The sequence below is a fragment of the Burkholderia sp. PAMC 26561 genome, assembly GCF_001557535.2.
GTDB lineage: Bacteria > Pseudomonadota > Gammaproteobacteria > Burkholderiales > Burkholderiaceae > Caballeronia.
In genome coordinates, this window is sequence record NZ_CP014306.1 from 508,058 (window position 1) to 531,278 (window position 23,221).

A 23,221-nucleotide genomic window follows, 5' to 3' on the forward strand; every position below is an offset into this window, starting at 1 on the left:
TGCGGGTCAAGTCAAGGAGCTACCAATCCCAGTGGGCACCAAATTTCATCGCACCTTGTGTAGGCTCCTGGCCCGACCTTTTGCGAATCCCTTGTTGAGCGCAAGCTCAGCGGCACGCCATATTTTGCGCAAAACTCGTCCGCGTCGCTTCTCGGCTAGAAACGAAGCGAAGATGAGAACCTCGGTTAGTGACTGGACAACCGGCGAGCCAGCCCCAGGTTACAAGCGCTTGCAGTGCACAGTGCGCATGCCGCGATGGAGATTGGCTTCCCGAGTTGAGATTGGATATGCTTCGGGTTCGACTGGCACGCCCGCACTGCTTGACAAATATGAGTGAGAGGGCACGGTACGGGCCATCTCTGGAAGTTTTTATATGCTGGCTAACGAACGCGGCGCGTTTCATTTGAAAGGCCGGTGTCAACCATCGTCAGCGGACAGTTATCGAGCAGTGGGCACCTCTGCAGGACAAAGATCTACAGATTTCTCAAACTAGCCCCCTTTTTAACGAGCGATTTCTTAATTAAAACAATAAATTGCGGCGACGCCTATTTTCGACGGTTATACGCCGTGCGGGGGGCAGCTTCAATCTACCCAAATTACGCGCGTCTGCCGCACTGGAAACGTAATCAAGTTAAATAAGCACGTCACGTGAAGCCAACTACGCGGCCACAGCCCTATCGGCAGTATCGACAAACAGGATGCACACAAGCCAATCAGCCAATCTTGCTTCCTCTTGTTTACAAGCATCGACTCAAGCCTTCGCACGCCAAGATGGGGGTAATCATGAGGTATAAGGGGGCTGAAAATTGGGCTCGTAGGACTGCGCAGATCGTCCGCCTTCGGTATGCGGAAATGCCAAAATTGTCGGTTCGAGTGGAAAGGCATATGGTTTTTGCGAGCTTTGCAAACTAAGACACGTCGTCGGAACTCTATACTCTGTGAATCCCCGCGCTGACGCGCATCGAACTCCGGCGAAGCTTTTACGTCTCGTCGCTCGTATTTTAAGCAATCTTTTAGATGGTATCGACTGAAGCTGCCAGCGACTAGCCGACAGCGGAAGTGTGCTCGTCGCGACGATCCTGCAATCGTCGCTCCGAAGATTGATCTCTTGTAATTGGCCAGCCCCCTCAGCATTTTTTCCGCGCTGTTTAATTTGTAGCGCTAACCCCGCGGGAGAACTCCCGTTGGGGAGAATGCTCGCATTTCCGAAGAGGTTTAACGTAATGAAGCTTGTTCCAGTGACGATCCGATATTCATGCGGCACTATCATCAATGACCGCGTTTCGCTGGATCCAGCGACCCACGAGGTGCATTTCAGCTCCCGCCTGACAGTAATCTTTTTAGAAATGGCGAAAACCGAGGATGCACCCATGATCTCGATCAATTTGAACGGGCGCAATCTCCCAGTGGTCCATGGCAGCGATGGGGAACTCACCCTCGGTTCCGAGAGCGATCCAATGCGCGTCGGTGCACTTCGATCAATCTTCCAGCCTAATAGAAGACAGCGGCACGCGAACGGCCACTTGGCTCATCTCCTTAGCATCGCATCGTTCGCGGGGGCATGCTGGAGCGCGTCTTCCGTCACGACTTGGAATCTTACCGCCGCTGCAGACGTGGCAAGTTTTTTGGTCTGCGCCAGTCTCCTTGGCATCGTAGGTTTGTACTGCAAAATGGATTAACGAGCATTCCACTTGCGATGAACGCTATCGCACCCTCCTAACGGCTAATGCTGGTAAAGATCTGACAATGACCAGTAGGATCGATTAGAGCCATCGAAGTCAACCGCGTCCTGATAAGTCGCACCCGACTTTGCTTTCGCAATGTTGACGCTACAACGCACCGCGCCCATCAGGGCGCGGTTTTTTTAACGAAGGACGACCCGGATGCAAACCAGCAAAGCCGCTTCAAGCGTTGCAACCCGCCATGGCAGCATGTCGCCCAGTTTCGCCTTAGCAGACTAGACTAGAGAACGATTACTAGTGGACGGGGATCGTGTACCAAGGTGTACAAACGCGCGCTTTCGGCGCGAGTACAACGGTTCACCAGGTGAAGTTTCAGCCTCCGCCCTGAGAGCGGGAGGAGTTCAACTCATCGATCTGGGCCTTCGAGAAATTCGACATGTATTGCGCGAGCTCCGCTTTCGAAAACAATTCAGTGACATCTCTTTTGTCGCGCCTCCTCTTTATGATTTGCCTGATGGCTGCTTCAATCTCTTTCCGGTAGAGCAACGCCACGATCATATGACTGCATTCAATCTTCAAAAACCTATTTTGATACCCTGGTCGTACGTGTATTTTGACCTTCTCGCGCCATGTACTGCGAGAAAGATCTAGCTCATGTAATACGGTCTTTGCAGGTCTTATTGCACTGCAACGCTCTGTGTTTCGCGCATTCGATTTGAGTTGCAACATCCCGATTTCGTTCTGAATCGCAATGAGTCTTGCCCCGACCGCAGGGGTCAACGTATCGCCCATAAACAATCGTCTAACCTCGTCAGGCAGCTTATCTATCGACATCGCTCGGCTGACGGTAGTCCTCGGCACCTTAAGCCCTTTAGCACCATCGGTTATGGTGCGCCACTCTCCGCGTGCCTGTCCGGCTTTTAAAGCCTTTGCGATATCGAGCGAGTCGTTTCCGGATTTCGATATTGGGCTGCAAGGAAATTTGTCTATTAATGGTGTTGCTCATGTTGGTTGGAATCATTCCGGTGCCAATCCGGGTCTTTGGTTGACACGCTTGCAGCGCGGCTATCGCGACAGCAGGACGTCGATCGTTTGAGATAGTGGCTTAAGAACGTGCCCTAGCAATGATCGTGGGTAACCCTTCTCGTTTGTGTGCGACATAAGCCGTCCGGAGTTTCCTGGACATCCCCAGCCACGCGTCATGATAAGTCAACGCCTTGCACTTTGGCTGGGCGACTTACCGGAGAATGCCAATGATCCCGATCGAGTACATTCGCGCAGCATAGCAATACCGCGCTGAGTTGAAAGTCGAACTGACAGCCGCAGCTTTACTTGGTCTGATCATCAGCTACCACGCCATGACCAGTCCTTTGCTTAATTGGTTGGCTCCGTAGCGCCACAACATTTCGCGCGCCCCTATCAAGTGCTATTGCCTATTTCCTGCAGATTTCGCCCCCCCTTATACGGCGTATAACCCCCCGGAACTACCTCAATTAATGTAACCCTCTGAAAACAAAAGAATTCGAGAGAGAAAGCCGGGGGGGGTTACAAACGGTCCAAAAACAGTCCAGCACTGCCGCAGAACAGAATTTTTGGTCTCCGCGATCGTGGTCGCTGCTGCATAGAGGAAGAGGTTTCAACGAGGGCGAAGGAGATACAGTTCTCGTTTTACCAACGCGAGAAACTTACGAGTTAGTAATCAGTTAATTCACTCGGAGAAAACAGATCCAAAACGCTAACTAACACAAGCCATCGGGGCGTTCTAACCGAAGAAGGCCCCTATAGGCCGTATAACCTGTTTTTTTCGCGATCACAATTTTTATCATCATGATTTTTAATCAGAATTTACATTTTTTGGCTAATTCTGTTCCTCTGAACGGCATGCACATTCAACGGGATTCGCGATGGCCGCCGCCCAACCAGAGGCGGGTTTCTTTACTTCGAGCAACTCGGAGACAGCAGGCAGCGAACTGCGGTGCGATCTCCAAGACGTCGAGACTCAGGCGGCACATCCGATTATCGGCAAGATGGCTAAAAACTTGAGTTCCTTTTTGACCTCATGAACTGAACGCCAAAGGACATGCGACAAGGCACAGGAAACGACCTGACGTAGTCTTGCATCAACTTTGTGCACTTTTTTCGACTTTGCATTCGTGCGGCCCATATCTTGGATCAGGGTTCCAGATAAATTGGTGGGTATCACTGTCGCCTTGCTGCACACTCGCTTGTCGCTTAGCGGGATAACTGCCTCGACTGCAAAGTCACGTTGTACCATCGATTTATTGCAAAAGCTGGCCGCGTGTCCACCGACAAGTGGGCGTTATAGTGATTAACTCAATTCTTTCAAACACTTTTCGCCAGGATCTATTTGATTTTTAATCGGACTTTTTGGTTTTGGAGAATAAATATTAGTGGAACACCGCGCACACCGCGGAGGCCAAATTTTAAAAGCCTCACCTTATCCGGGGTGGCAAGCATACGGGGGCACAACTTTGTGGACAGTGACATCAGAGAAAGGTAAAGCAACAGCGTCTTGCCCATGTCCGGCGCGACCTGCTGCGGTCGACCTGAAGCAGGTGAAAGCGTCATAAGTCCCCGTCGCGACAAGTTTATCATCGTCGATACCCGTCACGCGCGTCCCCCATGCCCGGGACCGTGAGAATAAAAGCGGCCACTTGTGCAATTTCGTCCGTTAATCACCGCAAGTGGCTGCGTCATTCATATTCGTACAACCAGGGCCTCATGCCAAGATTCCGCCAACGCTGCGGCATCGAGAAAAGTAAGGCGCGTAAGGTGAACCTAGCCGTTTTCTGCTAGGTAGACGGCTCACCAATAACGTAAAAAGATCATGAGTTTTAGCAACAAGCGAAGGAAGAGGAGCGTTGGTCGCCCTAGGCCAATTGCAAGATACACGCCGCTCAACGAAATCAACATGAGCCAAACAGTAAAATCGCTCTTGGGGAAGAAACCCACGTCAACGGCGAAAATCAAATAGCACACCACCGCGAAAATCGCTCGACGAAACATCCAATTCAGCCCTTTAAATTTACTGTACATTGTCGTCCCCGCCCTTACGGCCCACGACCGCCGCACGCCAGAACAAAACGATAGATTCGGATGCTGAGAAACTCGCTGCAATAAGAATCCAGAATTGAATGCCGCGAGTCCAGTCAAGCTCGCGAAGGCTTGTTAGTAACGTCATAGTATTGCTCCAATCGATAGTTGACATCGGGTGCTCCTATAGCAGACCCGATATCTTCATCGTCGCAGACCACGGCGAAAGTCAAGGCTGGCACAAGTGCGGTATAAAGCCACCGCTTTACATCCCGATTAGTCGACGCGTGATCGCAGATCGCGAAAATTCATGCGTATTGGTAAATCAGCGTATCAAACAAATAGGATAACTAAGGTATTTAGATAATTACGAATTTACCTCGCAGCTCAGACAGCTCTGAGAGATAAGAATCATCTTAACCGTGGGCAATTTTGGTGGAACGGGAGACGGCAATTCAGCACGAAGAAGGGCACCGCCTTTTAGATTCAACGACACCGCCCTCCTTTGTTTTGCATAACGAAATTTCTGATAAAACCAGAGTTCGTGTGAATTTCGTTCAGGTTAGCGAAGATGCAATACACCACTTGACGTCTATTATCTCAGCAACATCCCGCGCGACGCAAAAAGATGAAGTGGGCACGGAGTTCTATCACTAGCGGGCCCTCGCAGCAAGCGCTGCGTTAGTAGCATTAGAAAGGAGACGTATTAATACATATAGCCGTGATGCTCTGACGGGGACATTCTAAGTGGACGACAGGCTACCTCGAAACTATTCCTCCACATCTTCGAAAATTTGAAAGCATATATGTATCTCGTCGACCACTGCAGGGCAGTGTTGATGATCGAGGGTCACCCATCTCCACCGGCTGGGGTGGCCTCTGGACTCAACGCAAGATGCAGTCCAACACTGAACCGGTCATTAAGTGATAGGTGACAATTACAGCGAGCGCCAATAACATAAGTAGTTCAAGCGCGAGCTTACGGCGAAGGCGATATGCGGCACGTACGTACTCGAAGGGCGACATAGGTTTTCCATCCGGTTGTTTTCGCTCACCATATGGAGAGCCGACTAATGATGTCGCGTCCAGTATGAAGTCAAATATTTAGAGGCTGCGCATACCAACGTCTCGAGAAACTAGGTCGTAGCCCTGACACTTTGCGGAGATCCTTGCCAGATCCCGGAGCTAAGATGCTGTCGAGTGCCTTTTACGGTAGCTTCCTTTAAATCCTCCACGAAAATAAATCTCCGGCGCTTTAGCGTTGAGTAGTGACCTATCAATCTGGACTACATAGTGTCTACTATATCCTCAGGTCCACAGTCGAACTCCGATGACTTTTTGATGAAGGACTTTACTAACGCGAGCGAACCGATGGACGGCGGCTGCGTCGAAAAGAAGGTTGCATGTCCCCGACGATGCGGACTTTGTTGGAAAACGTCCTAAGTAACGTGCTAGGGCGCCTCACAGTAAAACAGAGGTGGATGGGATCTGAACAGACTCCCTAGCGGCTAAGCCTGCCGAGCCCGGATCTTATCGAAGTCGCATGCGGAGGTGGATTACCGATTCGCAGACTGAATAGATTGCAAGACCGGTTGCATAGACGTTTGATATTCAGGCACCCAACGCCGCAGGTCACGACGCACTTCTTCATCCGCCAGCACGCGATGCTGCATAAGCCACGGCAGCAGTTCATCGAGGAAATGATCCGCGACCCCGCGCGCTTGCGCAATTCGTAATTTTGGATGCGGTGTACGGGTAGTGGTCTCGTCGTCAGCGAGCAATTCTTCGTATAGCTTCTCGCCTGGGCGCAAACCCGTGAAAACAATCCGAATCTGCTCCTCAGTGAAACCGTATAAACGGATCAAGTCTCGCGCGAGGTCTACGATCCTCACTGGTTGGCCCATATCCAGTATAAAAATCTCGCCCCCGCGTCCCATACTAGACGCTTGCAACACCAATTGCGCAGCCTCAGGGATGGTCATGAAAAAGCGCGTGATCTCCGGATGCGTCACTGTGACTGGGCCGCCCTTAGCGATCTGCTGTTGGAACTTTGGGATTACGCTGCCCGCGCTGCCCAAAACGTTGCCAAATCTGACCGTCTCGAATTGCGTGTGCGGAGCGGTCTGCTGCAGCGCCTGACATGCCATCTCTGCGAGCCGCTTACTCGCGCCCATGACATTAGTAGGGTTGACGGCCTTATCGGTAGAGATCAGAACGAAATGGCGGACTTGATGACGAATGGCCGCGCGCGCAACGCGCAACGTACCGAGAACGTTGTTGCGCACCGCAGCCCACGCGTTCTGCTCTTCCATCAGCGGCACGTGTTTGTACGCAGCCGCGTGAAACACAATGTGCGGCGCGAAGCGTGACATGGTCTGGTCAAGCAACAGCGAATCCTTGGCGTCGCCGATCACCGGAATCACCGACAGACCCGGGAACCGCTCGTGCAATTCTTCAACGAGCAGATACATTGCGTATTCGCTCAGATCATAGGCCACGAGTTGCGCCGGCGAAAAGCGCAGGATCTGCCGGCACAGTTCCGAGCCGATAGAACCACCCGCCCCCGTCACCATCACAACACGGCCATGCAGCAACGCTTCGACGTGCGGCATGTCGATCTTCACCGGCTCACGGCCGAGCAAGTCCTCGAGATCGATCTGCCGGACGCGGGAGAGGAACGCCTGACCTTGCGTCAGTATGGTGAGCGCGGGGAGGACCATCGCCTTGACGCCGGCGCGAACGCACATGGTCGCGACGCGCCGCTGAGCATCGACCGACGCCGATGGAATCGCGATGATCGCGGTATCGGCCTTGAGCTGTTCGGCCCAGAGCGGCAGTTCGCTGATCGACCCCAGCACTTTGTGGCCCAGGATTTCGCGGCCGCGTTTGGCGGGGTCATCGTCGAGAAGACCGACCAACCGCCATTCGCTCGAACGCGCGAGTTCACGTACGAGGTTAGCACCGGCAGTGCCGGCGCCGAGCACGATCACGGGCTTGCCCTTGCCGATCAGGCCGCCATACAGATAAAACTCCTTCACCGCTCGATACAACGCGCGCGAGCCGCCCGTCGCCATGAACAGCAGCAACGGCGAAACGATGAGAACCGAGCGCGGAATGATAGGCACCGGCTGCAGCATCGCGGCGCCGATCATCACGACCAACGCCCCGCTCGCAACAGCCTTCGAGATCCGCATGAGGTCTGGCAAACTGGCAAACACCCACATGCCGCGATACAGCCCGAAGATGCGAAACATCACGGCATAGATCACGACCACCCACCCGAGCGCGTTGATGCCGCCATGCCAGAAATCGTCGGGAACCGAGCCGTTGAAACGAAGAGCGTACGCGGCCAACCACGTGACGACCACCGCCACGATGTCGAATCCAAATGCAGCCATAGAGAGCCACGAGGGCTTAATTCGCATCGTTATGATTATTTTGAGTGAGGGTGAATTGCCGCCAACTGCGGTCGATCTGCCAGCCAACCAGCGCCAGAACAACATACCAGCCCGCAAACAGCACCCATTGCGCTACGGGCGGCAGGTGAAGTGCCAGAAGCGCCACCCCGCCGCTGCCCATCATGAGCAAGTAATACGCCACGGCAACCCGGGTATGGCTTCCGGTAATCTGTACCAGCCTCTGATAGTAATGCTCGCGATGCGCCAGCCACACTTTTTCGCCCCGGACGAGACGACGACAGAGCGTCACCGTTGCATCGGCAACAAAAGGCGCGAACGCCAGCGCCGGGAACCAGATGGGCCACACGCCGTGCTGCCAGCCCCAGAAACCAAGCGCGCCGGCGAGAAAGCCAAGCGGTATGGAACCGGCGTCGCCTAAAAATATCTTGGCCGGATGATGATTAAAAATCAAGAATCCAATACCGGCGCCTGCGATTGCCGCCGCGGCCGTTGCAAGCGAAGGCTGCACAGCGAGCGCTGCAACGGCATAAAAACCGAAGCCCGATACCGCCATTCCCCCCGCAAGCCCGTCAGAACCGTCCATGAAATTGTAGAGATTCACCACCCACACCAACGCAATGACGGCGAGAAGAGCAAGCCACCAGGCGATATCGACAGCGCTCCATGCGACGGCCGCCGCAACCACCAGCAAGTGCGCCGCGAAGCGGATTCGGGCCGGCAGGCCACGCCGGTCGTCGATCTGAGACACGATGGCCAGCACTAGTGCCCCCAATGCGATCCAGCCAAAGGATGGCGCACCAAGCGCAATGGCGAGGATCGAACCCGGTACGACGCCCCAGCCGCCCACCCGCGGAATGGGCCGCACGTGCAGGGAGCGGTGATTCGGGATATCGACAGCAATATCCCACGCCCAGCCCGTGCGCAATAACAACAGCAGGATGCCGGTGCTGACCACGCCCGCAATGGCTGCGGCAATGCACAAGAGCATGGGCGCGCTCACCGGTGCGCCTCCTGATAAGCGCGCACAGTCCTTTCGATGCCCTCCGCTACCGAAACAGGCGGCGTCCAGCCGAGACCCGTCCGAAGCCGCGTGCTGTCCATGCGCAATGGGCTCGTCAGTCGATCGATCTGCGCAGAACGCCCGGCAATCCGGCCCAACGCGTGCAACCACGAAGGGGGCACCGGCAACAGACGCGCAGGTTTGCCAAACGCGTGCGCGAGCGACCGGATCATCTGCGGGACCGTCAGGTCGTCACTGTCCGTGACGTGGTACACGCCCGTCGTCGGCTCGGAACGCGTTGCGACAAAACGAATGGCATCGGCGAGATTGCCTGCGTAGATCATGCTTCGATGCGCTTGGACCGCGCCGAGCGGCAGCGGAACACCGCGCTCGACGGCTTTCATCAATTGTTCGAAGTTGGCTCGCACACCCGGGCCGTAGACCAGCGGCGGGCGCAGGCTGACCACCTCCATCCCATGCTCGCGGCCGAAATTCGCAAGGACGCGTTCGGCCTCGAGCTTGGTGATGCCGTAGGGATCGACCGGCGCGGGGGTGTCGTCCTCGCGCCAAGGCCGGCCGGGTTCGCCCTCGCCCAGCGCCTTGATGCTGCTCACGAATACAAATCGCTTCACGCCGGCGTCCAGCGCCGCACGCGCCACGTTCTGCGAGCCCTCTACATTCACGGCGCGGTACGCCTTCATCGGATCGCTGGCGCTGTCGTTCATCACGTGAACGCGGGCAGCGAGATGCACGAATGCATCGGCTGCAGGCAACGGCGCGAGGCTCGCGAAGTTGTCGTCGGCAATCAGCCGTTCGTCGACGCGCGGGTCGCAACCGCCCAGACGCCGCACGAGCGCGGTCACGGCATGGCCTGCATCGCAGAGACTTGCACACGTCGCACGCCCCACGAAACCGCTGGCCCCGCTCACGATGATCCTCATGCCGACAACCCGCGATACACCGCGCAAGTCTGAGCGACGGTAGCGTCCCATGTCAGTTCTGCCGCCCGGCGCAAGCCCCTGGCGATCAGTTCGTCGCGCAGCGCTGGATCGCCGAGCAGGCGCTCCATGCCGGCGGCGATGTCATCGATGGAATACGGGTCCACTTCCCAAGTGGCCCCCGCCGATACTTCCGGCAACGATGTGTTATTCGATGTCAGTACCGGCACGCCGCTCGCCATGGCTTCGGCAACAGGCAAGCCAAAGCCCTCGAACAACGACGGATAAGCGAACAAAGCCGCCGATGCATACAGTTTCAGCAGATTCTCGCGCGGCACGTAGCCCGGCATCACGACCTGATTGTCGCGTGCGAGCGGTTCGATCACGCGCATCAACGCGGCGTTATGCCATCCATCGGCGCCGATCAGCACGAGCGGAAACGCGCTGCGCATATCGGCCGGCAAACGCGCGAACGCTTCGGCAAGCCGCAGCAGATTCTTGCGCGGCTGCAACGTACACACCGACAGCACGAACCCGCGATGTTTCAGTCCGAGTTGCGCGAGGGCATCGGCACACATTTCTTCGGGATACGGCTGGAACGCCGGTTCCACGCCCAGATGAATGGTGACCACCTTCGACTCGGGAACGCCGTAGATCTCGACGATATCGTTCTTCGTGTAATGACTGTCCGCAATCACGACCTGCGCCTGGCGCAACGACTTCGGGATCTCGCGGTCGAGATATTCCACCGCCACGCGCGGATGAAACTCCGGATGCCGCCGATGCGAAAGGTCGTGGATAGTCAGCACGGTCGGGCCTTTGTAGCGCGACGCCACGAAGTTCGTCTCATGATAGATAAAGCCGCGACGTGCGTACTCGTCGCGTAATTCACGCGACAGGACTGCCCGCAAGATGGTTCTGCTTCGATAAAGGCCCGGCAGACTACGCGCCTTTTGCATCACTTTCGCCCTGATGCCCTCGCTGAACTGCACGCCCTTGCTCAACGGAACCCGCTGGTTGATCAGTTCCTGCAGTCGCTCGCCTTCGAACAACTGCGTGCCCACCCAGCCTGCCAGCCCTTGCACATCCCGCGTGTCGGTCAGTCCTTCCAGCAGATGCTGGGTGTAATAGCCGACGCCGCTCCGGGGTGGGCGTAGTGAGTTGAGATCGAAAAGCAGTTTCATGCGTGAATGTCTAGTTATCTTTGTGGCAGCTTGATGGGCTTATGAGCGGCGAACCGGGGTCACGACGGCGGGATCGCCGCCATCGACCTTGTCCGCAAGACATGTGGCTCGCGATCGCAACCGGGCCAAGAATGGAATGAATGAAGCCGTCCTCGTTTGCTGACCGACTGGACCTGTTCCGTGTTTCCCCGAATCCCTTCCCGCTGCGCTTCACAGCGTTTCGCCCGGCCCGGGCGAAACGTCGAAATTTAACACACCGGCCCCTGTTTCCCCCGTCTTTGCGGACCCACCGGAGCGGGTCGCGTGCGCCTGCGCAACGCTCCGCGCCTCGGTGATCACGTGTCAAGAAAACTGTCCACACAGTAACAAGACCCTCGCGACGCGGCGAGCCAGGGGCGGTTCCCCTGCTGCAACAACGGTAACGAGATGTTCTTGAAAGGGGCATCGGTGTTCCGAAATCCGCTAAAATCGCGGCTTCAGTGCCCCAACTCAGTCATTCCTGAGCGTTAATGAACATCATTCCCGTGATTATTTGTGGGGGCGCAGGTACCCGCCTGTGGCCGGTGTCCCGCGAAGCCTTCCCGAAGCCGCTATTGAAACTGGCCGATGGGCAAAGTCTCCTGCAGAAGACATTCTTGCGCGCATCGCACGTGGCGAACGCCGGCGAAGTGGTCATCGTCACCAACCGGGAAACCTATTTCCTGACCAAGGACGAATGCGTCGAAGCTGAATCGGGCGTGAGCAAGCTCGGTTTCATCCTTGAGCCGTCCGCGCGCAACACCGCGGCGGCAATCGGCGTGGCGGCGGAAGTCGTGCGCGAGCAGCATGGCGCGGACGCGATCATGCTCGTGATGCCTGCGGACCAGCTGGTGGAAGACGAAGCCGCGTTCGGCGCCGCTGTGCAGGACGCCGCGCGGGCAGCGCAGGAGGGCCGCATCGTCACATTCGGCATCCGTCCGACAAAGCCGGAGACGGGCTATGGCTACATTGAATTCGACAGCGCGCCGCTGCCGGGCGCGGAGGCCATGCATAAAGTGGTGCGATTCGTCGAAAAGCCCCAGTTGAGCGTAGCCGAAGAACTCGTGGCCGACGGCCGGCATCTCTGGAACGCGGGCATGTTCTGCTTTACTGCCAAGACCATGCTGGCCGAACTTGGCAAGCACGCGCCGACGGTCCTTGAACCATCCATTGCCGCGGTGAATAAAGCCAAGCGCAGCACTTCGAAGGACGGTTATACGGTCGAACTCGATGGCGCCCAGTTTGGCCGTGCGGAAGATATTTCCATCGACTACGCGGTTATGGAGCGCTCGGACAACGTCAATGTCGTGCCGTGCGAAATAGGCTGGAGCGATATCGGCTGGTGGCTTGCCATCAGCGAGCTGACCGCGCCCGATATACGCGGCAATCGCATTCACGGCGGCGCCGAGCTGTATGAAGTCGATAACTGCTTCATTCGCAGCGAAAACGGCCGGATGATCGGCGCGGTGGGCGTGCAGGACCTGATCGTGGTCGATACCGCCGACGCCCTACTGATCGCCACGCGCGACCGGGCGCAAGACGTGAAGCAGATCGTCGCCAAGCTCAAGAAAGTCAATCACGATGCCTACAAGCTGCACCGGACGGTGCATCGCCCGTGGGGCACGTACACCGTGCTGGAAGAAGGCGATCGCTTCAAGATGAAGCGCATCGTGGTGAAGCCGAACGCCCAGCTTTCGCTGCAGATGCATCATCATCGCAGCGAGCATTGGATCGTGGTGAGTGGTTGCGCGGACATCGTCAATGGCGAGCAGGTCATTTCGCTGCAGCCGAATGAGTCCACTTATATTCCGGCGGGACACAAGCACCGGCTGATCAATCCTGGCGTGATGGATCTGGTGCTGATCGAAGTGCAGTGTGGCGAGTATCTGGGAGAGGACGATATCGTCCGCTTCGAGGATGTTTATGGGCGCGTGCCTGCCTGATTGCTTTTAGCGTCATTTGGCAAACGCCGCTGAGGATGTCGAATCCGCGGCGGCGCCTTGCATTGCTTCATTGCCGGCAAGATGTCTTGCGCCGGCCCCTCAGCGGGATTTATGCGCGTTTTACACTTCTACAAGACGTACAAGCCCGATTCGATGGGCGGCGTCGAGGAACTCATCGGCCAGATATGTTCGGGCGCGGCCAAACGCGGCGTGACGAGCGAAGTGCTGACCGTATCGAAGGATACGAGCACGGTCGACTTTGGCGACCACCTGCACCATCGCGCCAAACTCGATGTGGAGATTGCATCGTCGGCGTTCTCCCTTGCGGCGTTCCGGCGCTTTCGTGAACTGGCCGAACACGCCGACCTGATTCATTATCACTTCCCGTGGCCGTTCGCCGATGTCGTGCATTTTGCTTCGCGCGTGCACAAGCCTTCGATTGTGACGTATCACTCGGATATCGTGCGGCAGAAAGTGCTGCTGCAGTTCTACAAGCCGTTGCGGGACAGGTTTTTGGCAAGCGTGGACAAGATCGTGGCTACATCGCCGAACTATCTGGCGACGAGCGACGTGTTGCAGCGGTATCGCGACAAGGTCGAGGTGATTCCCATCGGACTGGATGAGACTTCGTATGCAAAGCCCACGGCCGAGAAACTGCAGTATTGGCGCGAGCGTGCGGGGCCGAAGTTTTTCTTGTTTGTCGGGAATCTGCGGTACTACAAAGGCCTGCATGTCCTGCTCGATGCGTTGCAGGGAACCGAGTTCCGGGCGGTGATCGTTGGGTCGGGGCCGGTGGAGCAGGAACTGAGGGCGCAGGCGGAACAGTTGAAGCTGAATAACGTGGATTTTGTTGGGCCGGTGGGTGACGACGACAAGATCGCCTTGCTTACGCTATGTCATGCGCTGACGTTTCCGTCTCATTTGAGGTCCGAGGCGTTCGGGATCTCGCTGCTCGAAGCGGCAATGTTCGGGAAAGCGATGATATCGACCGAGATCGGGACCGGGACTTCGTATGTGAATGTGGATGAAGAGACAGGGCTGGTGGTGCCGCCTAGCGATCCGGCGGCGTTGAGGGGGGCGATGGGGAGGCTTTGGGGGGATGAGACGCTTTCATCGCGGCTAGGGGCGAACGCCCGGGCAAGATTTAAGAAGCTGTTCACAGCGGACCAAATGGTCGCTAGCTACGTGGAACTTTATCGGCGCCTGGTTAGTCGCCGCCCTCTGCGTTTGTAACGCCTCGAAACGCTGAAGCAGATCTGCGGCAGACATGAACTCAAAATCAAGAAAGTTTTCGGTTAAAAGCAGAATCAAGGAGCGGGTTTTGAGCAAGATAGCATTGGGGCGGTTGGCGTTTGCGTTTTTAATCTGTATCTCGCTGTATTTGTGGACCTCAAATCAGATATGGTCGCAGAGCGTCGACCTTGCCCACCATTACGCGCTCATTACCCGATTATTCGACTCGGGAACCGTCGTTGTCCCGGATGCCAGTCTCGGGGAAATGACCTTTTATCCGCGTCTTTCACACCGCATCGCGGCATCGTTAGGGGCATTGTTCGGATCGCCGATCATGGGCATGCAGCTTGCCGCTGTAGGCTCCATGATCGCAGCATGGGTGGGCATGTGCACCATGCTCTCATCGTTTGGTGGTCAAGTCCGCATTCGCGCGTTACTTTTGTTCGCGGTACTGTTGATCGCGAACCGGCTCGTGTTAAAACTGGATATCTTCGGCAGCGAACTGGTCAACAACTACTTCTTTTCGCAGCTCTTTGCGCAAGCAGCAATGATTTGCGCGCTGGCAGTGGCCTTGTTGCTTGACCGGGCAAGAGTTCCGGTGTGGATTCGCTACGCCTTTCTGATCGTTGCCATCCTAGTAATCGAAAGTGCACATTTATTGCCCGCACTTGAGTTGCTCATTTGCATGGGTGTTCTTGTGCTATCCGATCTGATCGAGGTTTGGAGAGACAAGCGACCAGCGATTCGCAAAAGGTTTTATATTTACGCAGCCGTTTCCGGGATTGCCCTTGTCGGAACCGCGGTAGCAGTAGTCGTACATCCGACATTTAGTGCAATGCGGATGATCAGCGAGAACAACGGCGACTTGACGGTGCACCGGTTCAGCTCGCTCACGTCCCTGGTTATCTTGGCAGTCGTCGTGGTTATATCGTCGGTTTTATTGCTGCTTGGCTGGCAGGCGGCACCGACAGCGATTCGCCGCGACATCCTTCCACTCAAATACTTTGGCTCGTTTGGATTGAGCGCAAGCCTCTTGTTTATGCTTCAGTGCATTGCTCTGCACTTTGGTCAAGGATCGGAGTACGCCTGCAAGAAGTACGGGGTTGCGCTCGCCACCATACTTCTGATTCAAGTCGCTCTTCATCTCGTCGCGCGCTTCTCGTTATCGACTCAACCATTCAAATGGCTCGCCAATCGTCGGCTTGCTGCAGCGGAAATCGTGCTTCCTGGCGTAATAATCGCGCTGGCATTTTTTTCGCCAGTCCCTAGACATCCCGAGCTGACGGTCGCAGAACTGCATAAGCTGGAGGTGCAGACTCGTGAGATCGCAGCACTCTCGGCAAAGCAAGTTTCGCCTCTGCCGACGATTGCAGTACATCTGCCGACGAATCGGCCCATGCTCGACTACATGTACACAATCGCAGTTTTCAAGGCGCCACGTAATCAAATGGTGATGCACATTCTGGCCAATAGGGGCCCCTCGGACTACAGTAATCTCTATGCAGTTGTAACCACGAAAGACGATGCAACTTACGACGACAAAGCATGCCGTCTGCCGTGGTCCACCGCGGACCTTGTTGCCATCGACGCAGCTTGTCATCGCAAGACCGAACGCGCAGCTGCCTTTTGCCGAAGCGACTTCGACTTCACAAAGCCCGGCTCCGTAAGCCCTTTAATGTTGAGTGGCTTCAGCGCCATGGAGGAAAGCGGTACCTGGACGGAGGGTCGCGACGCTTCGTTCAAATGCGAGTTGCCGCCGTCGGACGCGTTTAAGCCGACCCGAGTTGAAGTTGTGACGAGCGCTTTCGTCTCAGGTAGTCGCCAACAACACATGACGGTATCTTCGAACGCTTCGACTACAACTCAGGCGGCCACGTTTAAGAGCGCAGGCGAGGTACAGACAATCACATTGCCCCTAACGCACAGCAACAGCGGCTGGCTATCGCTTAGATTTTCGCTGCCTGACGCCATCTCGCCCAAAGAGGTTGGTATGAGCACGGACGACCGTCCCCTTGGCCTGTCTGTCAAAGCCATACGCTTTCGTTGAATATGAACGTGCAAATGAACACATCGACTGCCGTGCAGATACGGCACCACTCAGATACCCCCGGTTGTTCGAATACAATTGGGGATTGTAAGTGCCACGAGCCGGCACGATGCTTATCTAAAGGCATTGTATGAAAACAAGTTCCTTATTCGATTTCGAACAAACCCTGAAGGGAAAACGCATCCTGGTAACTGGTCATACCGGGTTCACCGGAAGCTGGGCTAGTCTGTGGCTCTCGCAAATCGGCGCCGAAGTTGCGGGATACTCGCTAGCGCCCGATCAGACTCCAGCGCTTTTTGACGAGATGGGTATCGGAGGTGCGATTGACTCGACCATCGCCGATATATGCGACTACGTCGCGCTTAAAGACCAGTTCGACCGCTTCAAGCCGGACGCCGTGCTACACCTCGCCGCGCAGCCCCTCGTGCGGCGCTCCTATCGTGAACCCGTGAGTACCTTCGCCGTGAATGCAATAGGCACGGCTCATGTGCTGGAGGCTGCACGCCTGACGCGGTCTGTCAGGGCGGCAGTTTGCATTACGACAGACAAGGTGTACAAGAACAACGAGTGGGCATGGCCGTACCGCGAGAATGATCCGCTCGGGGGCAAGGATCCATACAGCGCTTCGAAAGCGGCAGCGGAAATGATCATTGATAGTTATCGCTCTTCGTTCGGCAAGACCGACGGTACCGGCGTTGCCATCGCGACGGCTCGGGGCGGCAACATCATAGGCGGCGGTGACTGGTCGGAAGACCGGCTGGTCCCCGACTTCGTACGCGCTGTCGTTGAGAGAAAGCAAATGACCTTGCGTTATCCAGATGCAACCCGCCCATGGCAACACGTTCTCGCGCTTGTGCAAGGCTACTTGATGCTCATAGCAGGCCTGCTGAACGAGCCTGCGAAATACGCACGCGCCTGGAATCTCGGCCCGCAGGATCCACGAAATGTCAGCGTACGTGAAGTGCTGGACGACCTGTCGGCGAATTGGCAGCGCCCTGACCTCGACTACATGGAAGCACCGCTTCCGGAAGCCGGTGCACTCGCACTCGACAGCTCCCTCGCCCGCAATCACCTCGGCTGGACGCCACCGTGGGACACGCGTCGTGTCGTTTCGGAAACCGCCAAATGGTATCGCGACTACTACGCAGATCCGACCGGGGCGAAGAACATCTCGCTGAAGCAGCTTCAAACCTGGCGTGCGGATCTCGCCGCCACAGGTAACTAACGTGCTGTCGAACGTCCTCCTGACTGGCGCATCCGGATTCATTGGCACACGTCTGGCACGCTCGCTCGTTGCTGCGAATGTGCGTGTGACTTGCGTTGGGCGCTCGCCGTGTCTGGTTTCGGGCGTCGAAAATCGTCTAGTCGAGACGCTGGTAGTCGAGAAGATCGAGGCTGCGCTTGCAGGCTCCAGTTTCGACGGCGTCATCCATCTTGCAGCTGCGGGTGTGACCCCCGCAGATCGGGACTCTTCCGCAATCTTCCGCGTGAATGCGTTTCTTGCACCGCAGATGGTATCGCTTGCCGCAAAAGTTGGCGCGAGCGCGATTGTGCTTGCGGGAAGCAGCGCGGAATATCGCTTGCCTCGACGTCCAGAGGTGCTCGACGAGGACGATCCGCTGGAAACCAGCAAGTTGTACGGCGCGTCAAAGGCAGCGGGTGGCATTCTCGCGCTGGCCAACGGAGCAGCAGCAAATATTCCAGTTGGCGTGATGCGGCTTTTCAATGTCTACGGTCCGGGTGAGGCACCTCACCGGCTATTGCCATCCCTAGTGCGGGATTTAAGCGGCGGACGTGAAGTCAAGCTTTCGCCTGGAACGCAAGTCAGGGATTTTGTTTACGTCGAAGATGTCTGCGTTGGTCTGACTGCCGCGCTGAATGCCTTGGCAGAAGGAAAGATGGCGACAGGCGCATACAACGTTGCCACTGGCGTCGGCCGTTCGGTGAGCGATTTTGCGCGAGCAGTCGCCCACGCCATGAAGGTCGATCCGGCATTGCTACAATTCGGGGCGCTGCCTTTTCGTCCGGATGACCTGCCTTATGTCGTCGGATCGCCGTCACGACTACGCAATGCATGCGGCTGGCATACGTACACGACGCTTGCTGCCGGAGTCAGCAAGGCGCTGGCAGAACTGTCGCGCCTGAAATCACGAGACTAACGATAGATCGACGAGTTCATGCACATTGACACGACCATAGGGCGTCGCCCACTCATTTCAATAGCCATCCCCGTCCTGAACGAGGCCGACAATCTGGATGCGCTGTATGCCCGTCTCGATAGTCTCTCGAAGACGATGGCGGGAAAATGCGACTTCGAATTTGTTTTCTCGGACAACCATTCGGATGACCGGACCTGGGACATGTTGTGCAACCTCGCCAAGTCTGATCCACGCGTGCGCGCAATACGCTTCTCGAAGAACGTAGGCTTCCAACGCTCCATCCTTGCTAACTATATGCACACACGTGGCGATGCGGTGCTACAGATCGACGCCGACTTGCAGGATCCCCCGGAATTGCTCGAGCAATTTTTCGACCTTTGGCTGCAGGGCAATCACGTTGTCTACGGCGTACGAGCCAAGCGTCCTGAAGGTCTGTTTATCAACTCGTTTCGTAAGTTTGGTTACTGGGTAATCGACAAGATCAGCGAGCACCCAATTCCCCGCGACGCGGGGGATTTCCGGCTCGTCGATCGCAAGGTCATCGACTCCGTCCAAAAGTTCCGATCGACCAGTCCGTATTTGCGCGGTTTGATCGCCGGACTCGGTTTCAAGCAGATCGGCGTGCCGTACGAACGAGCTGCGCGTGTTGCGGGATCCAGCAAATTCGGGTTGGCACAACTCGTTCGCCTTGGCATGACAGGCGTGTTCAATCACTCCGTAGTACCGCTTCGCGTGGCGACGTACTCCGGCCTATTCTTGCTTGCGTTAAGCGTGCTCGGCGCGCTTTACTACATTGGATTGCGGTTGTTTCAGCCCGGGCTCCCGCGCGGCTTGGCAAGCATTCATATTCTTGTTCTCTTCGGGATCGGCTTCCAGTCGCTCTTGTTAGGAATCTTGGGCGAATACCTGCAGCGCATCTACATACTCTTGCGCGCAGAACCCACTGCTATCGTGGAACAGGCGCTGAACATTCCCGCGAACGAACTCAAACTCTGAACATAAGGTGCGCATATGAAAGCGGTAATTTTGGCTGGTGGACTGGGGACCCGGATCGCCGAAGAGTCCGACAGCAAGCCCAAGCCCATGGTGGAAATTGGCGGCCGCCCGTTGCTGTGGCACATCATGAAAACCTACAGCCACTACGGCATCAACGACTTCGTGATTTGCCTAGGCTACAAGGGCTACGTCATCAAGGAATTCTTCTTTAACTATTACCGCCATACGGCGGACCTTGAGATCAATCTGGCGACCGGTGCTCACAGGGTTCTAAACTCCCAGTCGGAGCCTTGGAACGTGACATTGATTGATACCGGTCCTGAGACAATGACTGGTGGCCGGCTTAAGCGTATAGCACCGTACCTCGGCAGTGAGACATTTTGTCTGACTTATGGCGACGGTTTGTCAAACATTGACGTTCGAGCAGAAATCGAGTTCCACCGCCAGAACGGCAAACTTGCAACTGTCGCGGCTACCCAGCCGCCGGGGCGCTTCGGCGTGCTCAACATTGCGGCGAACGCTGAAGTGACGAGTTTTGAAGAAAAACCCACAGACGAAATCGGCTGGATCAATGGTGGATTTTTCGTCCTCGAGCCAAAGGCAATCGATTACATCGAAGACGATACGACATCTTGGGAACTCGCGCCCCTTCGCGATTTGGCGCGTGACGGTCAGCTCGCTGCATATCAGCACCATGGCTTCTGGCAACCCTGCGACACACTGCGAGACAAACGGCAACTCGAAGCTTTGTGGGAAAGTGGAGCTGCACCTTGGGCGGTCTGGAACACCACTCCCGGCGCGACGGGAACTAACTCGTAATGAATGATCAACTGACTGAAACCCGTCCGAAAAGAAAACTGCCCGTTCGTCAGATCCTCGGAGTCGGTATTTCTGTCGTATGCCTGGTGCTGGTTTTTCGCAAGGTCGATTTCGAGCAGCTAAAACTGGCGCTTGAAAACTTTAAATGGCATTTTGTTGCACTCGGCCTTGCGTCGCTTGCTATCGACTACGCCATGCGGATTCAACGCTGGGCCGTCATGTTGCGCGCTGGCGGGGCAACCGTGTCTGGTTGGGATTGCGCAGCGCCATTTCTCGGTTCGATCACGCTAAACAACGTGCTGCCTTTTCGGGCCGGCGATCTGGTTCGGGCGCTGGTTTTCCCATCCGCGATCGGCGTACGCCGCGTCACGGCTACCGCCAGCCTTCTCCTGGAACGACTGGTCGACATGCTGACGTTGTTGCTGAGCCTTGGCATCGGTCTGTCTTTGAGTCCCGTTGCAAAGATGCCGGAATGGCTCGGCCGCTCGGTAACCGCGCTGGCCGTGGTGGGCGTGATTGCGCTAGTGCTGATCGTCACGTTGCATCGGCCGATCGTGCGACTGCTCGTCTATATCGAAAACGGTTTGCTACAACGTAACGTCGCGAAGCTCGCGAACGTGTTTGCTGTGATCGCTCAACTGACGCGGGACATTGGTGAAATGTCGCGGCCGCGCACGCTGCTGACACTCGTATTGCTGTCGATGGTCATATGGATCGGCGAGACCGGCCTGTTCTGGGCCGTGCTGCAAGGCCTCAACATTGATTCTGGCTTCCCGGCCGCCCTAACTATCATGGCGGTGGCGACTCTGTCCACGCTCGTGCCTTCGTCTCCCGGCTATGTAGGACCGTTCCACCTCGCGGCATATTCCGCTGCGGTCATGCTGGGCGGAACTGCGGCCCAGGCGGCCAGCTTTGCGGTGCTGGCGCATCTGGGGCTATGGCTTCCAACTACGCTGGCTGGAGGAATTGCGATCCTCGCCAAACCCGCCCTCTTCAAGGGCCGTGCTAGCGCCCTTCCCGACGCTAAATAAATTTTCTGGATTAAAGTGCAAATGAGCAATCAACACGATGTGGTCATCGTCGGCGCGGGCTTTACCGGTTTGACAGCGGGACTGGAACTGGCTCGTGCCGGACGCAAGGTTTTAATTATCGAAAAGGACGATGCGCCCGGCGGCCTCGCCGGTACGTTCGAATTCAAAAGCGGCGTTACGATCGAAAAGTTCTACCACCATTGGTTCAACAATGACGTGTACGTACCACAACTCGCGCGGGAGTTAGGTCTGGAAGATCAGATTGTCACGCTGCCATCACGCACGGGTATGTATTTCAACGGCAAGTTGTGGCGGCTGTCCACGCCGTTCGACTTGCTGAAGTTCTCACCGCTATCCCTTCTCGACCGTATTCGTCTAGGCCTGCTTGTATTCAAGGTGCGTCAGATCAAGGACTGGAAAACCATTGAACACCTTTCGATCCGCGAGTGGCTGGAACCATTATGCGGCAAGAACGTTTTCCGAATTGTGTGGGAACCGCTCATCGAATCCAAGTTTTCCATCTTTGCTGACGCCGTCAACGCCGTGTGGTTCTGGAAGAAGCTCGTGCTTCGGGGTAGCACCCGCGATAAGCAAGGTGGTGAGCAACTGGCATATTTTAAAGGTGGTTTTGGACGGCTCGCGCAAGGCATCGCCGATGAAATCGTCAAGCTTGGTGGAGAGATTCGCTATGGTGTCGAAGTGACCAGCGTGCAGAGTGAAGGGGGTCGAGTGGTTGCGCTGAATACAAGCGATGGTTCGCTCGCCGCTCGTGAATTCTTGCTGACGCCATCGTTCGCTATCATAGCGAAAATGTTTGATGGTGCCGCAGACGAGAAGTGGTTGACGGCTCTGCGCCGCGTGAATTATCTCGGCAACATGTGCCTCGTGCTGCAGATGGACCGCAGTCTCTCGGACACATACTGGCTGAATGTGAATGACCCAGGTTTCCCGTTTGTTGGCGTGATCGAGCACACAAATTTCGATCCGCCCGAGAATTACGACGGAAAGCATATCGTGTTCATTTCGCGCTATCTGGCGACACAGGACCCCGTCTGGTCATTTGGCGATAAGGAATATCTCGACTTCGCCATCGAGCACTTGCAGCGCATGTTCCCGGAGTTCAATGAGACTTGGGTGAAGGAGTTCAGGGTGTGGCGTGCGGAATATGCGCAACCAGTGACTGAGCGCGACTACTCGAAATATGTTCCGAAGCGCGAGACGCCGTTCGCGAACGCGACCATTGCAACAATGGCGCAAATCTATCCGGAAGATCGCGGGACCAATTACGCAATTCGCGAAGGAAAGGACGTGGCGATCGAGATTAACGCGCGCCTTTAATGGCAACGCGCTGCCCTGCGGGTTGCATCAAGCTAGTGAAAATAATTTGAAGCGCGCTCGCCGGGAATTTACATTTATTCCTACTCGAGCGCATAAAAGACCGAAGGCGAAAAAACACAGTACCTTACCAAACATATCGAAGGTCAATGCTAGTAGCACTTGACCTATACGACAATCAAAAATACAGGCCAAAGGTTAATTAGATAGTCGAGTCACCTATGGCCTGGATTAAGCTGCCGGGCCACGGGCTAGTAGTACGTTTTTCAAAAGTAAATTAACGACACACCTTAGACATTTTGTTACCAAGTGGCCGTTGCATTTCGAACTTTTGCAATGCCTACTATTCACTCGAACTCCTAC

Annotated in this window: 16 protein-coding genes; 11 read left to right on the plus strand and 5 right to left on the minus strand. The window is 56.0% G+C overall.

The window, feature by feature from the left end; translation table 11 throughout:
* The first annotated feature begins 1,223 nt into the window (after positions 1 to 1,223).
* Together AXG89_RS02335 and AXG89_RS41970 are read left to right on the plus strand one after the other, a co-directional pair.
* Positions 1,224 to 1,679: a hypothetical protein gene (locus AXG89_RS02335; protein ID WP_162915999.1), complete on the plus strand. Its 456-nt coding sequence runs from the start codon at positions 1,224 to 1,226 to the stop codon at positions 1,677 to 1,679.
* A gap of 754 nt (positions 1,680 to 2,433) precedes the next feature.
* Entirely contained in the window at positions 2,434 to 2,778 is a 345-nt protein-coding gene (locus AXG89_RS41970; RefSeq protein WP_162916000.1) for a hypothetical protein, read from the plus strand.
* Positions 2,779 to 4,728: 1,950 nt separating this feature from the next.
* Here the strand turns inward: AXG89_RS41970 and AXG89_RS42730 are convergent.
* The 5 genes from AXG89_RS42730 to AXG89_RS02370 form a co-directional block, all read right to left on the minus strand.
* Positions 4,729 to 4,911 carry a hypothetical protein gene (locus tag AXG89_RS42730; protein WP_062167559.1) on the minus strand — a complete coding sequence of 61 codons (183 nt, stop codon included), beginning with the start codon at positions 4,909 to 4,911 and terminating at the stop codon, positions 4,729 to 4,731.
* A 1,381-nt stretch (positions 4,912 to 6,292) separates the two neighbouring features.
* On the minus strand, positions 6,293 to 8,134 hold the full coding sequence (locus AXG89_RS02355; RefSeq protein ID WP_236873366.1) for a polysaccharide biosynthesis protein: 1,842 nt from the start codon (positions 8,132 to 8,134) through the stop codon (positions 6,293 to 6,295).
* A gap of 16 nt (positions 8,135 to 8,150) precedes the next feature.
* Positions 8,151 to 9,143, minus strand: coding sequence for an MraY family glycosyltransferase (locus AXG89_RS02360; protein WP_062170222.1), 993 nt, complete (start codon positions 9,141 to 9,143; stop codon positions 8,151 to 8,153).
* Positions 9,144 to 9,151: 8 nt separating this feature from the next.
* A complete protein-coding gene (locus tag AXG89_RS02365; protein WP_236873367.1) occupies positions 9,152 to 10,147 on the minus strand; it encodes a UDP-glucose 4-epimerase family protein in 996 nt (331 codons plus the stop codon).
* Entirely contained in the window at positions 10,093 to 11,277 is a 1,185-nt protein-coding gene (locus tag AXG89_RS02370) for a glycosyltransferase family 4 protein (RefSeq protein ID WP_062167564.1), read from the minus strand. The genes AXG89_RS02365 and AXG89_RS02370 overlap by 55 nt, the downstream gene beginning before the upstream one ends.
* Before the next feature lie 509 nt (positions 11,278 to 11,786).
* Between AXG89_RS02370 and AXG89_RS02375 the strand changes: the two genes are divergently transcribed.
* From AXG89_RS02375 to AXG89_RS02415, 9 genes are all read left to right on the plus strand, one after another.
* Complete coding sequence (locus AXG89_RS02375; protein WP_062167566.1) at positions 11,787 to 13,238, plus strand: mannose-1-phosphate guanylyltransferase/mannose-6-phosphate isomerase; 1,452 nt, start codon at positions 11,787 to 11,789, stop codon at positions 13,236 to 13,238.
* 111 nt (positions 13,239 to 13,349) lie between these two features.
* Positions 13,350 to 14,471 carry a glycosyltransferase family 4 protein gene (locus AXG89_RS02380; RefSeq protein WP_062167568.1) on the plus strand — a complete coding sequence of 374 codons (1,122 nt, stop codon included), beginning with the start codon at positions 13,350 to 13,352 and terminating at the stop codon, positions 14,469 to 14,471.
* Positions 14,472 to 14,559: 88 nt separating this feature from the next.
* On the plus strand, positions 14,560 to 16,518 hold the full coding sequence (locus tag AXG89_RS02385) for a hypothetical protein (RefSeq protein ID WP_162916001.1): 1,959 nt from the start codon (positions 14,560 to 14,562) through the stop codon (positions 16,516 to 16,518).
* A 130-nt stretch (positions 16,519 to 16,648) separates the two neighbouring features.
* Positions 16,649 to 17,743: a CDP-glucose 4,6-dehydratase gene (rfbG, locus tag AXG89_RS02390; protein WP_062167571.1), complete on the plus strand. Its 1,095-nt coding sequence runs from the start codon at positions 16,649 to 16,651 to the stop codon at positions 17,741 to 17,743.
* A gap of 1 nt (position 17,744) precedes the next feature.
* The gene (locus AXG89_RS02395) at positions 17,745 to 18,677 is read left to right on the plus strand and encodes an NAD-dependent epimerase/dehydratase family protein (protein ID WP_062167573.1); all 933 of its coding nucleotides are present in this window, start codon (positions 17,745 to 17,747) and stop codon (positions 18,675 to 18,677) included.
* Positions 18,678 to 18,695: 18 nt separating this feature from the next.
* Complete coding sequence (locus tag AXG89_RS02400; protein WP_062167575.1) at positions 18,696 to 19,673, plus strand: glycosyltransferase family 2 protein; 978 nt, start codon at positions 18,696 to 18,698, stop codon at positions 19,671 to 19,673.
* A 15-nt stretch (positions 19,674 to 19,688) separates the two neighbouring features.
* On the plus strand, positions 19,689 to 20,492 hold the full coding sequence (rfbF, locus tag AXG89_RS02405; RefSeq protein WP_062167577.1) for a glucose-1-phosphate cytidylyltransferase: 804 nt from the start codon (positions 19,689 to 19,691) through the stop codon (positions 20,490 to 20,492).
* Positions 20,492 to 21,523: a lysylphosphatidylglycerol synthase transmembrane domain-containing protein gene (locus AXG89_RS02410; RefSeq protein ID WP_062167579.1), complete on the plus strand. Its 1,032-nt coding sequence runs from the start codon at positions 20,492 to 20,494 to the stop codon at positions 21,521 to 21,523. Before rfbF ends, AXG89_RS02410 begins: the two co-directional genes overlap by 1 nt.
* A gap of 21 nt (positions 21,524 to 21,544) precedes the next feature.
* Positions 21,545 to 22,861, plus strand: coding sequence for an NAD(P)/FAD-dependent oxidoreductase (locus AXG89_RS02415; protein WP_062167581.1), 1,317 nt, complete (start codon positions 21,545 to 21,547; stop codon positions 22,859 to 22,861).
* Positions 22,862 to 23,221: the final 360 nt, after the last annotated feature.

What these genes read in the sequence shown, in the direction of transcription:
- AXG89_RS02335 (WP_162915999.1), top strand. Translation starts at nt 1,224, where the DNA reads ATGAAGCTTGTTCCAGTGACGATCCGATATTCATGCGGCACTATCATC.
- AXG89_RS41970 (WP_162916000.1), top strand. Translation starts at nt 2,434, where the DNA reads ATGAGTCTTGCCCCGACCGCAGGGGTCAACGTATCGCCCATAAACAAT.
- AXG89_RS42730 (WP_062167559.1), bottom strand. Translation starts at nt 4,911, where the DNA reads ATGTCAACTATCGATTGGAGCAATACTATGACGTTACTAACAAGCCTT.
- AXG89_RS02355 (WP_236873366.1), bottom strand. Translation starts at nt 8,134, where the DNA reads ATGGCTGCATTTGGATTCGACATCGTGGCGGTGGTCGTCACGTGGTTG.
- AXG89_RS02360 (WP_062170222.1), bottom strand. Translation starts at nt 9,143, where the DNA reads ATGCTCTTGTGCATTGCCGCAGCCATTGCGGGCGTGGTCAGCACCGGC.
- AXG89_RS02365 (WP_236873367.1), bottom strand. Translation starts at nt 10,147, where the DNA reads ATGGGACGCTACCGTCGCTCAGACTTGCGCGGTGTATCGCGGGTTGTC.
- AXG89_RS02370 (WP_062167564.1), bottom strand. Translation starts at nt 11,277, where the DNA reads ATGAAACTGCTTTTCGATCTCAACTCACTACGCCCACCCCGGAGCGGC.
- AXG89_RS02375 (WP_062167566.1), top strand. Translation starts at nt 11,787, where the DNA reads ATGAACATCATTCCCGTGATTATTTGTGGGGGCGCAGGTACCCGCCTG.
- AXG89_RS02380 (WP_062167568.1), top strand. Translation starts at nt 13,350, where the DNA reads ATGCGCGTTTTACACTTCTACAAGACGTACAAGCCCGATTCGATGGGC.
- rfbG (WP_062167571.1), top strand. Translation starts at nt 16,649, where the DNA reads ATGAAAACAAGTTCCTTATTCGATTTCGAACAAACCCTGAAGGGAAAA.
- AXG89_RS02400 (WP_062167575.1), top strand. Translation starts at nt 18,696, where the DNA reads ATGCACATTGACACGACCATAGGGCGTCGCCCACTCATTTCAATAGCC.
- rfbF (WP_062167577.1), top strand. Translation starts at nt 19,689, where the DNA reads ATGAAAGCGGTAATTTTGGCTGGTGGACTGGGGACCCGGATCGCCGAA.
- AXG89_RS02410 (WP_062167579.1), top strand. Translation starts at nt 20,492, where the DNA reads ATGAATGATCAACTGACTGAAACCCGTCCGAAAAGAAAACTGCCCGTT.
- AXG89_RS02415 (WP_062167581.1), top strand. Translation starts at nt 21,545, where the DNA reads ATGAGCAATCAACACGATGTGGTCATCGTCGGCGCGGGCTTTACCGGT.